Raw genomic sequence first — 13,138 nt, forward strand, 5'->3', positions numbered from 1 at the left:
GGCACGCCCATGACCGCGACCGTCCCGCCCACGCCGTCCGACCCACCCATACCCGACCCGGCGGGACGCGTCGAACTTCCGCCGGGCACCACCCTCACCGACAGCCGCTTCGTCAACGACGACCTGCTGCCCGTCCCGCTGGCCCGCCGCCGCTGGACGACGTACAACTTCACGGCTCTGTGGGTCGGGATGGCGCACAACATCCCCTCCTGGCTGCTCGCCTCCGGTCTTGTCGCGCTGGGCATGGACTGGAAACAGGCCGTGTTCACCATCGCGCTCGCCAACGTCATCGTGCTCGCGCCGATGCTGCTGACCGGTCACGCCGGCCCCAAGTACGGCATTCCGTTCCCGGTGCTGGCCCGTGCCTCGTTCGGGCTGCGCGGCGCCAACCTGCCGGCGCTGATCCGGGCCGGGGTGGCGTGCGCCTGGTTCGGCATCCAGACCTGGATCGGTGGCCAGGGCATCTTCGTGCTGCTCGGCAAGCTGTTCGGCGGCTGGGCGGAGGCGTCGGAGGTCGGAGGCCAGCCGTGGACGCTGTGGGTGTGCTTCGTGCTGTTCTGGGCCCTCGAACTGGCCATCATCCACCGGGGGATGGAGACCCTGCGCCGGTTCGAGAACTGGGCCGCGCCGTTCGTCATCGTGGGCGCGCTGGTGCTGCTGGTCTGGATCGCGAACAAGGCCGGCGGTCTCGGACCGCTGCTCGACCAGCCCTCGAAGCTCGGCTGGGGCGCCGACTTCTGGCCGGTTTTCTTCCCGTCACTCATGGGCATGATCGCGTTCTGGTCGACCCTGAGCCTGAACATCCCCGACTTCACCCGCTTCGGCGCGGGCCAGCGCGCCCAGGTCCGGGGCCAGACGCTCGGACTGCCCACCACCATGACCCTGTTCGCGCTGCTGTCCGTGTTCGTGACGTCCGGCAGCCAGGCGGTGTACGGGGCCCCGGTGTGGGACCCCGTCGCACTCGCCGGGAAGACGGACAACGTCTTCGGGCTGCTCTTCGCCCTGGTGACGGTGCTCGTCGCCACCATCTCGGTGAACATCGCGGCGAACGTGGTGTCACCGGCGTACGACCTGGCGAACCTGGCGCCCCGACTGATCAGCTTCCGTACCGGCGCCCTGATCACCGGTGTGGTCGGTGTGCTGATCATGCCGTGGAAGCTCACCGAGACACCCGAGCTGTACATCTTCACCTGGCTCGGGCTGGTCGGCGGGCTCCTTGGCACCGTCGCCGGGATCCTCATCGCCGACTACTGGATCATCCGCCGCACCGCCCTGGACCTGCCTGGCCTGTACACACCCGGCGGGCGGTACTGGTACACCTCCGGATGGAACCTGCGCGCCGTCGCCGCCTTCCTGGTCGGCGGGGTGCTCGCGGTGGGCGGATCCCACTCGGCCCCGGGGAAGGGACCCTTCCCCGAGGACGGGCTGATCCCCTTCCTGGAGCCCCTCGCGGACTACGGCTGGGCGGTGGGTCTGGCGGCGTCGCTGGTCGTGTACGTCGCGCTGATGGCGGGCCACCGGCGCGCGTGAGCGTACCGGGGGCTACCGGGCCGTGCCGAAGTCCTGGGTCCAGTAGGAGCCGGGCTGGGCGAGACCGACACCGATCTCCTTGAAGGCGCAGTTGAGGATGTTCTCCTTGTGGCCGGGGCTGGCCATCCAGCCGGCCATCACCTGCTCGGGGGTGGAGTAGCCGTAGGCGACGTTCTCGCCGTAGGTGCTCCAGCCGTAGCCGGCGCGGGTGATGCGGTCGCCGGGGGAGGAGCCGTCCGACCCGGTGTGCGACATGTTGCCGCTCGCGGCCATGTCCTCGCTGTGGTCCTGCGCGGCCTTGGTGAGGGTGGCGTTCGCCTTCACCGGGGAGCAACCGGCCTTGCCGCGCTCGGCGTTGACGAGTTCCACGACCTTGGCGACGGCACCGGAGGCACCGGCGGGCTCGGGGGCCGAGGTGGTGGGCTTCGGAGCGGCCGTGGTGGGCTTCGGAGCCGCGGTCGTGGGCTTCGGAGAAGCCGTGGTGGGCTCGGGAGCGGCCGTGGTGGGCTTCGGAGCCGGGGTGGTGGGCTTGGAAGCGGGCTTGGAGGTGGCCGCCTCGGGGGCCTTCGTCTTCGGCTTGTGCGACGGCTTCGCGCCGCTGTCCTTCGGCGTACCGGGCTTCGAGGGGCTCGCGGTGGCGGTCGGCGTGTCCGACGGCAGGGCCGTCGGCTCACCGTGCTGCTGGCTGCTCCACCGGCTGTACCAGTCGGGGCCGCCCCACCTGTCCTCGGCCCCGGCCGCCGTGCCCCGGTCCTGCCGCTGTCCCTCGTCGGGCCAGTCCGTGCAGGCCATGGCGACCGAGGGTATGCCTATGACTCCTATGGCGACCGCCGCGACGACCGTCCGCCGGTACTGCTTCTGATGACGATGCTTTCCCATGCGTGACCTCACCCCTGCTGTCCGGAGGCTGGTCATTCTTGGGACGCCCCGGCGCCGGGCGCAAAGGGCATTCGTACTACCGCGCTTCGTAGGTCCACAGGGGGCTTGCGGCGGGCCGGAGAGCGTGCCGACCTGTCCGGGGCGGGCCCTTCGGCCCGCCTGCCGCCTCGTCAGAAAGCCTCATGCGGCGAAGGAGCGGCGGCCATCGGCTTTCCCTCCGGACACCCCCCGTCCCGCCCCCTTCCGCATTCACGGCAAGACGGACAAGTCCCCTATGTCGTCTGGGCGGTTTCTACTAAGCGACCCGCACAGATCGGCTACAGCGTGTGACAGATGTCACGGAACCATCAATTCCGGTTCTTCTCCAGGGCCGCCACCGCCTCTTTCGCGGCCTTGATGGCGCCCTTGTTGATCTCGTCCGTGCTCGGCGCCTTCTTCGACTCGAAGTCGCTGCCGTTGTACGTCACGATCACCAGCGCGTTGGAGGCGCGGGCCACCACCACGCCCTCGCGTGTCTGCTGCTTGTCCTCGGTGGTGAGGTTCACGACGGAGTACGCCGCGTCCCCGAGCCCGGGGACCGAGCCCCCGCCGCTCTTGTCCTCCAGCCGCCCCTGGTACGACCGCTCCGCCGCCTCGTCCGACTCCAGCACCTCGAAGGAGACGTCGAGCCAGCGGTACTCGTAGCCCTTGAGCGCGTTCCAGGAACAGGTGCGGCGCAGCTTCGAGTCCGTGGACCGGATCTCCTTGCCGGCCGTCTTGGCGCCCGGCACAAGGGACTTGACGCTCTTCTCGGCGATGCTGTCGCACGGCACCGGCGCGGCGGTGTACGTCTTCGCCACCTGCGTCCGCGAAGGGGCGGACGCGGACTGGGTCTTCGTCTTCTCGGTCGGCTTGTCCGCGGCTTCCGGCGACGCGGACGGCGGGCCGGAGGACAGCGCCCAGCCGGCCGCGGCGAGGACGACCACCGGGGACAGGCGTGCGGTCAGGGCGATCGGCAGAGGAAAGGAACGCACGGCGCACTCTTCGTGGGGGACGGTGCGGAAGGGGGTCCGCACAGCGGACGGGACGCCAGTGTCACACGCGTTCCCGTGGTGCGGGAAGGGCCAACTCGCTCCGTAGAGGGGCGGTGACAGGGACGTACCGCCGGAGGTGCCGCCTTGCCTCAATTCCCCCCGTGAAGAGGCGATTTGCGTCCCGGTACGGGCCGGCTCCCCGGCGGTCACCTTTCGCGTGGCTGACGTGACCTCGGTTGCCGGTCAGCCGTCAAGGGCTGTCTCACCCGTCGGAGTCACGGGTGTCCACGGTGAGGGAGACCGAGCCCAGTCGGCCGAAGGACGCCTTCACCGGGCTGCCGGGCAGCAGGTCGACGGCGCCGGCCCAGGCGCCCGCGAGGACGACCTGGCCGGCGGTGATGCCGGTACCGTACGAGGCCAGGATGCGGGCGAGGCAGGCCACGGCCTCCGCCGGATGTCCCATCACCGCGGAGCCGGACGCCGTCTGTACGTGCTCGCCCGCCTGGAAGACCATCTGTTCCGCCGCGAGATCCGTGCCGTCCGGCGGGACGGGGGGACCGAGCACCGCCATGGCCGACGACGCGTTGTCGGCCACGGTGTCCACCAGGCCGATGTCCCAGTGCTCGATCCGGCTGTCACAGATCTCCAGCGCCGGCAGGACCTCAGAAGAGGCGTCCAGCACGTCCCGCGCCGTCACGGAGTCACCGGCGAGGTCCTCGCCCAGCCGGAAGGCGAGTTCTCCCTCGACCTTCGGAGCGATGAACCGGTCCGCGTCCACGCAGCAGCCGTCGAGCAGCATCATCCGGTCCGTGAGGTAGCCGAAGTCGGGCTGGTCGATCCCGAACATCCGCTGGATGGCCTCACTGGTGGCGCCGATCTTGTACCCGACCACCACGGCTCCGTCCGCCTCCTCCAGTGCGCGCAACTCGCGCTGGACGGCGTAGGCGTCCCCCAGGGTGAACCCGGGGTGGCGTGCGGAGATCCGCGGCACCGGGCGGCGTCCTCTCCTCGCCGTCAGGAGCTCGTCCGCGAGCTGCCGGTGAAGCCGTGCGTCCATGCCGGTCCCCTGTTCCGCCCGGTCGGTCACTTGAACGCCACGAAGAGCCGGCCTCCCGGGAAGACCTGCGGTACGCACTGCACCTTCGCGAAGCCGGCCGCCCGGAACTTGTCCTCCCACTCCTGCTCGCTCGGCAGCCGGATGCCCATGAAGTCCGCGTGCAGGTAGGTGAACAGCGCGCTGAACTTCCGCTCACGGGGGCGCGGCGCGTAGGAGACCGCGTCGACCACCGCCATGAACCCGTTGGCCGCGAGCGCTTCCCGGCAACGGGCCAGCACCGCGTCGAGGACGGCCGGGTCCTGGTTGACGTCGTGCATGACGAAGCAGGCCTGGATGACGTCGGCGTCCTCGATCGGGGCGGGGTCGTCGACCAGGGACTCGATGGAGCACACGGCGACCTGGAGCCGGTCGTCCACCCCGGCCTGCGCGGCGGCCTCCCGCGCCGCCGCGCAGGCGGCCTCGCTGATGTCGAGCGCCACGCCGGTGCGGGTGGCGTCCCGTCGGAGCTGCTCGATCAGCAGGCGGCCGGCGCCCGCGCCGAGGTCCACGACCCGCTGCGCGCCGGCCGCCTCCACCCGGTCGAGCACGGGGGGATAGAAGGCCCGTTCACCGATCCAGCGCGAGCTGACCGCGACCCTGCGACCGTCGCGGCGGTGGTGCCGCGAGGCGGCCTCGCCGTCGGTGAAGAACTCCCGGACGTTCGTGATGAACGGGCTGTTCGCGTTCATCGCCCAGGACACGTAACCCGCCTGGTACCTGAGCGCCGGGTAGTCGTCCGAGACCCGGAAACGGCCGCCGGTCCCGGTGTCGGTGATCAGTCCGGCGGCGGCCAGGGCACGCAGGTACCCGGCGGCCCTGTCCTGCGGGACGGCGGCGTGCCCGGCCAGTTCGGCGGCGTCGAAACTGTCACCCGAGTCCAGCAGCCCGTCCACTCCGAGTTCGGCGCCGATCTGCAGGAGGGACGCGACCGCGGCGAGGTCGGCGGCGTACTCCAGCGAGGATTCCGGAACCTCCGGCGTGACGGTGCTCATGACGTGTCTCCTTCGTGGGGCCCCGGCGAACCGCCCGGACGGACACGTGCCCGTCCGGTACAGCAGCCGTTCCACGCGGACCGCCGTCCGTCACAATCCGAACCCGAATGGCCGCCGTGCGGCCGGCTCAGCGCGACGCCTGGTCCGCCAGGCCGTCCACCAGTTCCCGGAGCCCGCGCAGCAGCGCCGTGGCCTCGGCCCGGTCCGCCCCGATGCACACGGCGCCGAACTTCCCGTGGTCGTGGGCGGCGCTCATCGTGTGCAGCACCACGCCCGTCGCGCGCGTGGGGTCGTAACCGAGCGGGGACCCGGTGACCGCGCGGATCAGTTGGGCCGGCCGCAGCCCCTTGTAGCGCGGGTCGATGATGGCGTCCGACGCCTCGTAGACGCGCTCGGAGCCGTCGGGTCCGCCGTGGACCAGCCGGCCGTCGGGCGTGGCGGGCGTGTCCAGGAGCCCCGAGGCGATGCCGAAGGCGTGCTTGGTGCCCGTGCCCCGCAGATTGATCTCGCATCCCAGGAGCTGCCAGCCGTCGGCGGTGCGCCTGGCGAGGAAGTCCACCCCGTAGTCGCCCCCGCCCACCCCCCGCTCCCGCAGGGCGCGGCCGACGCGTACCCCGTAGTCGATGAGTGTCCGCCGGTACTCGGCGCTCGCCGGGAACCGGCAGCCGACGTAGCTCTGGTCGTGACCGGTGAACACCTGGTCGTGGGTGGAGACCGCCTGCACCATGCCGTCGCCGGTGATCCTGCCCTGGAAGCTGGGGCTGGACAGCGTGTCGTCCCTGACCCACTCCTCCACGACGGCACCGGTCTTCTCCACCGCACGGACGTAGTCGTCCCAGGTGATCGCGGGGTCCACGAGGGTGGCCCGGGGCAGCGCGGCGAGAACGCGTCCGGTCAGCGCCTCGTCGTCCGTCCCGGACGGCAGCCCCAGGTCGTCGAGGTCCAGCATCGCGTTGCCGAGACCCGCTCCGGAGGTGGAGTCGTCGAGCTTGACGAGCACCGCCCGGTGCCCCGCCCGTGCCATCCGGGCCACTTCACCGGCGATGTCGGCGAGGGTGTGCAGCAGTCCGGCGGAGCCCTCCGGGAACGGGATGCCCGCCTCGGCGAAGAGCCGGCGGCCGGAGTGCTTGGTGCCCAGCGGGATGCAGGACGAGTGCGGCTGGTTGCCCGGCACCTCCAGCTCCCGGGCGAAGCGCTCCAGCGGCGCGGACGGCTCGAAATAGTTCAGCCGGACGTCGGCGCCGTCGCGCCGCCGGCCGTCCACGAACTCCCGGACGGCCGCACGGACCTGCGCGGCCTGCGGGTCGTCCGCGTCGAGGACCTTCTCGCTCAGCCACCGGGGACCGGCGTCGTCCAGACCCACGAGACGCACCCGGGTCCGTGCGTCGCCGTGGCCGGCGCCCGGCAGCCCGAGGTAGTACGCCACCTGCTCGTCGGGGTCCAGCACCGGCGGGGCGGTGACGTACAGGAGACTGCCGCCGGCCCGGTGCACCGTGTCGATGATCGCCGAGCCGAGCAGCCGTTCCGGGAAGAAGGACGCGCCGGTGAACCGCGCCAGGATCTGCGGATCGCACTCCCGGCTCTGGATGTGGACCCGGGCCGGGCCGCGGCGGTGCAGGGTGTCCACGGTTACCTCCTCGAGCGTTCTCCGACCGTATCCACTGCTGCCTGTCAAGGCCACCGACACGCCTGAAAGGCGGGGTCAGGCACCCCGTGCTACGTTTTGAGCACGTGAGCGCCGAACGTGCGCCTCATGTCCGGCGTACCGGCACACGCGGTTCCCGACGACCGCCGGTACGGGGCGGTGCGGGATCGGAACCCGCCTCGAACGAGCCCCCCGCACCGGGCCGGATCACGAAACCACCGATCCCCCACCACAAGTCGCGCGAAGCCTTGTTCTCAGCCCTTCCCTGACCCCCCACGTACGCGCGGGACCGTGTCCCGTGCCCACGGAAGGACCGTACAGACATGGAACGAAACGGACGGCTGTCCGCCGTGGTGCTCGGCGCGGGCCTCATCGGGGTCGACCTGATGACGAAGGTCATGCGGTCGGACGTCCTCGACCTCCGGCTCGTCGTGGGACGGGACGGCGCCTCACCGGGGCTGCGGCAGGCGGACAGACTCGGCCTGCGGACGGCCACGGACGGCATCCGGTCCCTGACCGACACCGACGACGTGTTCGACGTGGCGTTCGACGCGACCAGCGCACTGTCGCACGCCGAGCACGCCGCACGGCTGGCGCCGCTCGGCACCGTGCTCATCGACCTGACGCCGAGCCAGGTCGGCCGGATGGTGGTGCCGACGGTCAACGGACCGGACGCTCTCGCCCACCGCGACGTGAACATGGTCAGCTGCGGCGGCCAGGCGTCCATACCGATCCTGCACGCCATCGCGCGGCGGCACCGCGTCGACTACATCGAGGTGGTCACCACGGCCGCCAGCATGAGCGTCGGCCCCTCCACGCGGCTGAACCTCGACGAGTACGTAGGGACCACCCGGGCCGCGGTCCGGGCCCTCACCGGGGTCGACAAGGTCAAGGCGATCCTCAACCTGAGCCCCGCGAGGCCCCCGGCGATGTTCCGGGTCGCCATGTCCCTGCTCGGCGAAGACCTCACCGACACATCGGTGCGCGCGCTGGTCGAGGACGCCGCCCGCGGTGTCCGGGCCTTCGTCGACGGTTACCGGGTCACGGCGTGCACGGCCGACGGGGAGAAGGCCTTCGTCGCCGTCGAGGTCACCGCCCGCGGCGAACGCACTCCGGAGTACGCCGGGAACATCGACATCATCAACGCCGCCGCGCTGCACGTCGCGGAGCGATACGCGGCAGACCGCTTCGCGACCGTCGGGGCGGTGACGTCATGAGCCAGAACACCGGTACGGGACCGGGGGACACCACCGCGGCGAAGTCGGTCCAGATCCACGACCCGACCCTGCGCGACGGTCACCACGCCGTCCGCCACCAGCTCGGCAGCCGGCAGCTCCGCGCGTACGCGGCGGCGGCCGACGCGGCGGCCGTCCCCGTGGTCGAGGTGGGGCACGGCAACGGCCTGGGCGCCTCCTCCCTCCAGGTGGGACAGGCCCGGTGCAGCGACGACGAGATGCTGTCAGTGGTCCGGGAGGCCCTGCGGAACAGCAGGATGGGCGTCTTCATGCTGCCCGGCTGGGGAACCGTGGAGGACCTCAAGAAGGCCATCTCCCACCAGGTCGACCTCGTACGCATCGGCACCCACTGCACCGAGGGGAACCTGGCCGAGCGGCACCTCGGGTTCCTGCGCGAGGCAGGAGTGGACGCGCACGCCGTACTGCTGATGAGCCACATGGCGAGTGCCGGACGGCTGGCCGAGGAGTGCGCCCGCCTCGTCGGCTACGGCGCGACCGGTGTGGGCATCCTCGACTCCTCGGGCCACTACCTGCCGGCCGACGTCACCGAACGCATCGGCGCCATCCGCGCGGCCGTCGCGGTGCCCGTGCTGTTCCACGGGCACAACAACCTGGGCATGGCCGTGGCGAACTCGGTCGCCGCGGTCGAGGCCGGAGCCGACATCGTGGACGCCTGCGCCCGCGGCTTCGGCGCCGGAGCGGGCAACACCCAACTGGAGGTCGTGGTACCGGTCCTGGAACGGATGGGGTACTCGACCGGCATCGACCTGTACCGGCTCCTCGACGCGGCGGACATCGCCGCGACGGAACTGATGGACGCCCCGCCGTCCATCGACTCCGTGGGCATCGTCAGCGGCCTGGCCGGAGTGTTCTCCGGGTTCAAGACCCGGGTGCTCGACATCTCGCGGCGCGAGGGCGTCGATCCCCGCGACGTCTTCTTCGAACTGGGCCGGCTCCAGGCGGTGGCGGGCCAGGAGGACCTCATCGTGGACGTGGCCCTCAACCTCCGCGCGACGGACGAAAGGACGGCGAGCCATGTTTGATGTCCTTCGCGGCATCCTGGTCGACGAACTCCAGATGCGGGCGGAGGACGTCGTGCCGACGGCCACCCGGACGGAGGTGGGGCTCGACTCCGTCGCCCTGGTGGAACTGGCGGAGCTGCTGAACACCGGACTCGGCATCGAGATCCACGACTACGAACTGGCGGAAGCCGGCACTCTCGCGGATCTCGCCCGGCTCGTGGAGGAACGCCACCGTGCTCTTCCCACCGAGCCCTCCGCCGCCCGGTCCGCGCCCCGGCGGTGAGCCGGTGACGGGGGAGACAACGAGGGAGAAGAAGCCATGCTGCGGAGCAGCACGACTCCAAGCGTGCGGACAGCGGATCACTCTTCCCTGTCGCGCCGGGTGACCGTGTCCCCGGGGATGTGCAGTGGCGGATCGCTGATCTTCGGACGCATCGGGGACTGGACCTGGGAGGCCGTCGCCGCGGCATCCGGAACGAACGTGCACGCGGCCCGTACCGCCGAAGGGCACCCCGTCTACCTGTCCTTCTACTACTACCGGGTACGCGGCGGACGTACCGTCCATCCGCACGGCCTCGCCTTCGGTGACGAACTCCGGGTGGACTCACGGGTCTTCCAGTTCGGCAGTCAGTCGGCGCTCACGCTCCACCGGCTCGCGCCCGCGGAACTCGACCTGCCCGGCGGGCCGTTGGAGCCGAGCGAGGTGCACGACGAGCCGCACCCGGACTGTCTGTACGTCGAGAACGTCAACCGCTGGATAGCCCGCAGCCGCCCCGGCAGCAACCAGGGCCTGTTCGAGGCGGCACCCCCGGACTTCGCCTACGCCGGCCTGCCGCGGCTGCCCAGCGCCTACTCGCCCCGCACGCTCGTGGGCCGCGCCCGCCAAGCCGGCAGCTTCCACCCCGAGGACCCGCAGGGCCTCGTACCGGCCGGCCCGGACCACACCTGCGAATACGTGCTCGACGTCAACCGTGACCTCAACGGCGCGGGCCTGGTGTACTTCGCGGCGTACTTCTCCATCTTCGACACGGCCCTGCTGAGCCTGTGGCGCTCGCTCGGGCGCAGCGACGAACACTTCCTGCGGCGCAAGGTGGTCGACCAGAAACTCGGCTACTTCGGCAACGCGGACCCCGGCGCCGTCTTCACCGTCTCCGTCCGCAGGTGGCACCGCGAAGCCGACCCGCGCGTCGAGATCGCCGACATGGCGATGCGTGACACGGCCACCGGCGAGCTGCTCGCCGTCACGAGTATCGAACTCGACCTCGGCGCGGCGTCCGGCACACCGTGACCGACCGGACCCCGTACCCGCGCGCGGTCATCCGAGGAGGCTGGTGATGGAAAGGGAAGAACGTGTACGCCGCTACTACGAGCTGGTGGACGCGGGCGACGTGGCCGAACTCGTCGCGCTCTTCACCCCGAAGGCGGTCTACCGCCGGCCCGGCTACGACCCGCTCGTCGGCCGGCAGGCCCTGGAGCGTTTCTACCGGAAGCAGCGAGTCATCAAGAAGGGCCGTCACACCCTCGCCACCGTGCTGATGGAGAGGAACAGCGCGGCGGTGCACGGTTCGTTCACCGGGACGCTGCACGACGGGCGTGAGGTGTCACTGCGCTTCGCGGACTTCTTCACCTTCTCCGCGAGCGGTGCCTTCCGCACCCGCGACACCTTCTTCTTCACCCCTCTCGTCTGACCCCACGGGCGGGGGTCCTCCGTCACGGCACGCGGGCGGTCCAGTCCGGCGTGGTGAACTTCGTCCGTGCCAGTTCCTCCGCGAGGGCCAGCTCCTCGTCCGTCACCTTGCCGTCCGCCGACCCGTACCGGGCGCGGAACGAGTCGATCATCCGCTCGATGACGGCCTCGCGCGGCAGACCGGTCTGCCGACGCAGCGGGTCCACCCGCTTCTTCGCGCTCTTGGTGCCCTTGTCGGACAGCTTCTCCCGGCCGATGCGCAGCACGTCGAGCATCTTGTCGGCGTCGATGTCGTACGCCATCGTCACGTGGTGCAGCACCGCGCCGGGGCCGCCGTCCGGGCCCACGATCCGCTTCTGGGCGGCGCCCGCGATCTTGCCCTGGTCGGTGGCGATGTCGTTCAGCGGCTGGTACCAGGCCCGGATCCCCATCTCGCCGAGCGCGCCCAGCACCCAGTCGTCGAGATAGGCGTAGCTGTCCTGGAACGACAGCCCCTGCACCAGCGCCTCCGGCACCGACAGCGAGTACGTGATGGTGTTGCCGGGTTCCACGAACATCGCGCCGCCGCCGGAGATCCGGCGCACCACCTCGATGCCGTGCCGCCGGGCGCCCTCGGGGTCGACCTCGTTGCGCAGCGACTGGAAGCTGCCGATGATCACCGCCGGGGCGCCCCACTCCCACACCCGCAGCGTCGGCGGACGCCGGCCCGCGGCGACCTCGGCGGTCAGCACCTCGTCCAGCGCCATGTGCAGGGCGGGCGGCTGCGGGCCCTCGTGGATCACCTGCCAGTCGTAGTCGGTCCAGTCGGTGGCGTGCGCGAGCGCGCGGCGCACCGCGATGCCGACACCGTCCGAGGTGAGCCCGTACATCACGGTCCCCTCGGGGAGGGCCGCGTCGATCCGCGCGGCCAGACCGGCGGCGTCGGTGTCGGCGGGGGCGCCGTCCAGGGCACGGTTCACGGCGTCCAGCGCCTCGTCGGGTTCGAGGAAGAAGTCACCCGCCACACGCGCGCGGCGCAGCACGCCGTCCTCCACGTCCACGTCCACGACGACCAGCTTGCCGCCGGGAACCTTGTACTCACCGTGCACGGCTCCGCCTTTCACTGCTGACACGGGGGGCAACACCGGCAAGGGCCGCGCTGTTCCCGTCCGCGGTTAGCCTGAGCGCATGCGTGTCATCAGGGACCTGCCGGCACTCGCCGCCGGCGAGGGGGACGTGCCCTTCGTGATCAAGGGGTACGAGGAGGTCGTCGCCGCCGACACGACGTGGAACGAACACTCGCACCCCTGGCACGAACTCCTCTGGAACGAGTACGGCACCTCCACCGCCGTGGTCGGTTCCCAGGTGTGGTGCATCACGCCGACGCTGGGGCTGTGGATGCCGGCGGGGCAGCTGCACTCCGCCTCCGCGGTCGCCGGAACCTCCTATCGCGCCCACTTCTTCCGGCACGGTACGGAGTCCGCGCTGCCCGACGTGCCGGTGGCCGTGGAGATCACCCCGCTGCTCCGGCTGCTCCTGGAGCGGCTCGAGGAGCCCGACCTGTCGCCCCGCTCCCGGGCCGTGGCCGAGGCGATGGTGCTCGACGTCCTGCGTCCGTCGTCCCGGGCGCTGCTGGTGCAGTTGCCCACCTCCGCGCTGCTGCGGCCGATCGTGGACGTCGTACGGGCCGATCCCGCCGACCAGCGCACGCTGACCGGCTGGGCCGCCGCCCTCGGGTGCAGCGCCCGCACGATCACCCGCGCGTTCCAGAGCGAGACGGGCACGAGTTTCGCCCGCTGGGTCGCCTCGGTGCGGGCCCAGCACGCCGTGCACCTGCTGTCCCTCGGCTTCGAGGTCGACGTGGTGGCCGACGCGGTCGGCTACCGCTCGGCGAGCGCCTTCGGAGCCGCCTTCCGGCGGACGACCGGCATGACTCCCGGCAGGTTCCGGGCGCGCTGAGAGGCCCGTCGCACCGGAGAGCCCGCACTGTCCCGTGTCCCGATCGCTACAAGGGCTGTCGAAAAGACTCGATTGATCCACGAGCCCCGGCTCCATACGCT

13 protein-coding genes are annotated in these 13,138 nt (G+C 71.2%); 7 read left to right on the forward strand and 6 right to left on the reverse strand.

Translation table 11 applies throughout. From position 1 onward, the window contains the following. Positions 1 to 9 precede the first annotated feature (9 nt). Positions 10 to 1,530 (forward strand): NCS1 family nucleobase:cation symporter-1, encoded by a 1,521-nt coding sequence (locus AMK33_RS03710; RefSeq protein ID WP_073931198.1) that lies wholly within the window; start codon positions 10 to 12, stop codon positions 1,528 to 1,530. Positions 1,531 to 1,542: 12 nt separating this feature from the next. Here AMK33_RS03710 and AMK33_RS03715 read toward each other — a convergent pair whose 3' ends face one another. From AMK33_RS03715 to AMK33_RS03735, 5 genes are all read right to left on the reverse strand, one after another. Then, positions 1,543 to 2,409: a CAP domain-containing protein gene (locus AMK33_RS03715; RefSeq protein ID WP_073931199.1), complete on the reverse strand. Its 867-nt coding sequence runs from the start codon at positions 2,407 to 2,409 to the stop codon at positions 1,543 to 1,545. 347 nt (positions 2,410 to 2,756) lie between these two features. Beyond that, positions 2,757 to 3,422 (reverse strand): hypothetical protein, encoded by a 666-nt coding sequence (locus AMK33_RS03720; RefSeq protein WP_073931514.1) that lies wholly within the window; start codon positions 3,420 to 3,422, stop codon positions 2,757 to 2,759. Between the two features lie 262 nt (positions 3,423 to 3,684). Further along, a complete protein-coding gene (locus AMK33_RS03725; RefSeq protein WP_073931515.1) occupies positions 3,685 to 4,479 on the reverse strand; it encodes a 2-keto-4-pentenoate hydratase in 795 nt (264 codons plus the stop codon). Between the two features lie 26 nt (positions 4,480 to 4,505). Then, complete coding sequence (locus AMK33_RS03730) at positions 4,506 to 5,510, reverse strand: class I SAM-dependent methyltransferase (protein ID WP_073931200.1); 1,005 nt, start codon at positions 5,508 to 5,510, stop codon at positions 4,506 to 4,508. 127 nt (positions 5,511 to 5,637) lie between these two features. Beyond that, positions 5,638 to 7,137 (reverse strand): peptide ligase PGM1-related protein, encoded by a 1,500-nt coding sequence (locus AMK33_RS03735; RefSeq protein WP_073931201.1) that lies wholly within the window; start codon positions 7,135 to 7,137, stop codon positions 5,638 to 5,640. A 341-nt stretch (positions 7,138 to 7,478) separates the two neighbouring features. On the opposite strand from AMK33_RS03735, the gene AMK33_RS03740 reads away from it, so the two are divergent. From AMK33_RS03740 to AMK33_RS03760, 5 genes are read left to right on the forward strand one after another with little or no spacing between them, the layout of a single operon-like run. Beyond that, positions 7,479 to 8,372, forward strand: coding sequence for an acetaldehyde dehydrogenase (acetylating) (locus tag AMK33_RS03740; protein WP_073931202.1), 894 nt, complete (start codon positions 7,479 to 7,481; stop codon positions 8,370 to 8,372). Then, positions 8,369 to 9,433 carry a 4-hydroxy-2-oxovalerate aldolase gene (gene dmpG, locus AMK33_RS03745; protein WP_073931203.1) on the forward strand — a complete coding sequence of 355 codons (1,065 nt, stop codon included), beginning with the start codon at positions 8,369 to 8,371 and terminating at the stop codon, positions 9,431 to 9,433. Before AMK33_RS03740 ends, dmpG begins: the two co-directional genes overlap by 4 nt. Further along, positions 9,426 to 9,695, forward strand: coding sequence for an acyl carrier protein (locus AMK33_RS03750; protein WP_073931204.1), 270 nt, complete (start codon positions 9,426 to 9,428; stop codon positions 9,693 to 9,695). The genes dmpG and AMK33_RS03750 overlap by 8 nt, the downstream gene beginning before the upstream one ends. A 36-nt stretch (positions 9,696 to 9,731) precedes the next feature. Continuing rightward, positions 9,732 to 10,700 (forward strand): LnmK family bifunctional acyltransferase/decarboxylase, encoded by a 969-nt coding sequence (locus tag AMK33_RS03755; protein ID WP_073931205.1) that lies wholly within the window; start codon positions 9,732 to 9,734, stop codon positions 10,698 to 10,700. Positions 10,701 to 10,746: 46 nt separating this feature from the next. Then, positions 10,747 to 11,100 carry a nuclear transport factor 2 family protein gene (locus tag AMK33_RS03760; protein ID WP_073931206.1) on the forward strand — a complete coding sequence of 118 codons (354 nt, stop codon included), beginning with the start codon at positions 10,747 to 10,749 and terminating at the stop codon, positions 11,098 to 11,100. Positions 11,101 to 11,122: 22 nt separating this feature from the next. On the opposite strand, the gene AMK33_RS03765 is transcribed toward AMK33_RS03760, so the two are convergent. Further along, positions 11,123 to 12,187: a lipoate--protein ligase family protein gene (locus AMK33_RS03765; RefSeq protein WP_073931207.1), complete on the reverse strand. Its 1,065-nt coding sequence runs from the start codon at positions 12,185 to 12,187 to the stop codon at positions 11,123 to 11,125. Positions 12,188 to 12,266: 79 nt separating this feature from the next. Here AMK33_RS03765 and AMK33_RS03770 point away from each other — a divergent pair, with 79 nt between their 5' ends. Further along, positions 12,267 to 13,037: a helix-turn-helix transcriptional regulator gene (locus AMK33_RS03770; RefSeq protein WP_073931208.1), complete on the forward strand. Its 771-nt coding sequence runs from the start codon at positions 12,267 to 12,269 to the stop codon at positions 13,035 to 13,037. The last annotated feature ends 101 nt before the right edge of the window (positions 13,038 to 13,138 follow it).

The sequence above is a fragment of the Streptomyces sp. CB02400 genome, from assembly GCF_001905725.1.
In the GTDB taxonomy this organism is placed as follows: domain Bacteria; phylum Actinomycetota; class Actinomycetes; order Streptomycetales; family Streptomycetaceae; genus Streptomyces; species Streptomyces atrovirens.

What these genes read in the sequence shown, in the direction of transcription:
- AMK33_RS03750 (WP_073931204.1), top strand. Translation starts at nt 9,426, where the DNA reads ATGTTTGATGTCCTTCGCGGCATCCTGGTCGACGAACTCCAGATGCGG.
- AMK33_RS03710 (WP_073931198.1), top strand. Translation starts at nt 10, where the DNA reads ATGACCGCGACCGTCCCGCCCACGCCGTCCGACCCACCCATACCCGAC.
- dmpG (WP_073931203.1), top strand. Translation starts at nt 8,369, where the DNA reads ATGAGCCAGAACACCGGTACGGGACCGGGGGACACCACCGCGGCGAAG.
- AMK33_RS03725 (WP_073931515.1), bottom strand. Translation starts at nt 4,479, where the DNA reads ATGGACGCACGGCTTCACCGGCAGCTCGCGGACGAGCTCCTGACGGCG.
- AMK33_RS03760 (WP_073931206.1), top strand. Translation starts at nt 10,747, where the DNA reads ATGGAAAGGGAAGAACGTGTACGCCGCTACTACGAGCTGGTGGACGCG.
- AMK33_RS03730 (WP_073931200.1), bottom strand. Translation starts at nt 5,510, where the DNA reads ATGAGCACCGTCACGCCGGAGGTTCCGGAATCCTCGCTGGAGTACGCC.
- AMK33_RS03715 (WP_073931199.1), bottom strand. Translation starts at nt 2,409, where the DNA reads ATGGGAAAGCATCGTCATCAGAAGCAGTACCGGCGGACGGTCGTCGCG.
- AMK33_RS03740 (WP_073931202.1), top strand. Translation starts at nt 7,479, where the DNA reads ATGGAACGAAACGGACGGCTGTCCGCCGTGGTGCTCGGCGCGGGCCTC.
- AMK33_RS03770 (WP_073931208.1), top strand. Translation starts at nt 12,267, where the DNA reads ATGCGTGTCATCAGGGACCTGCCGGCACTCGCCGCCGGCGAGGGGGAC.
- AMK33_RS03755 (WP_073931205.1), top strand. Translation starts at nt 9,732, where the DNA reads ATGCTGCGGAGCAGCACGACTCCAAGCGTGCGGACAGCGGATCACTCT.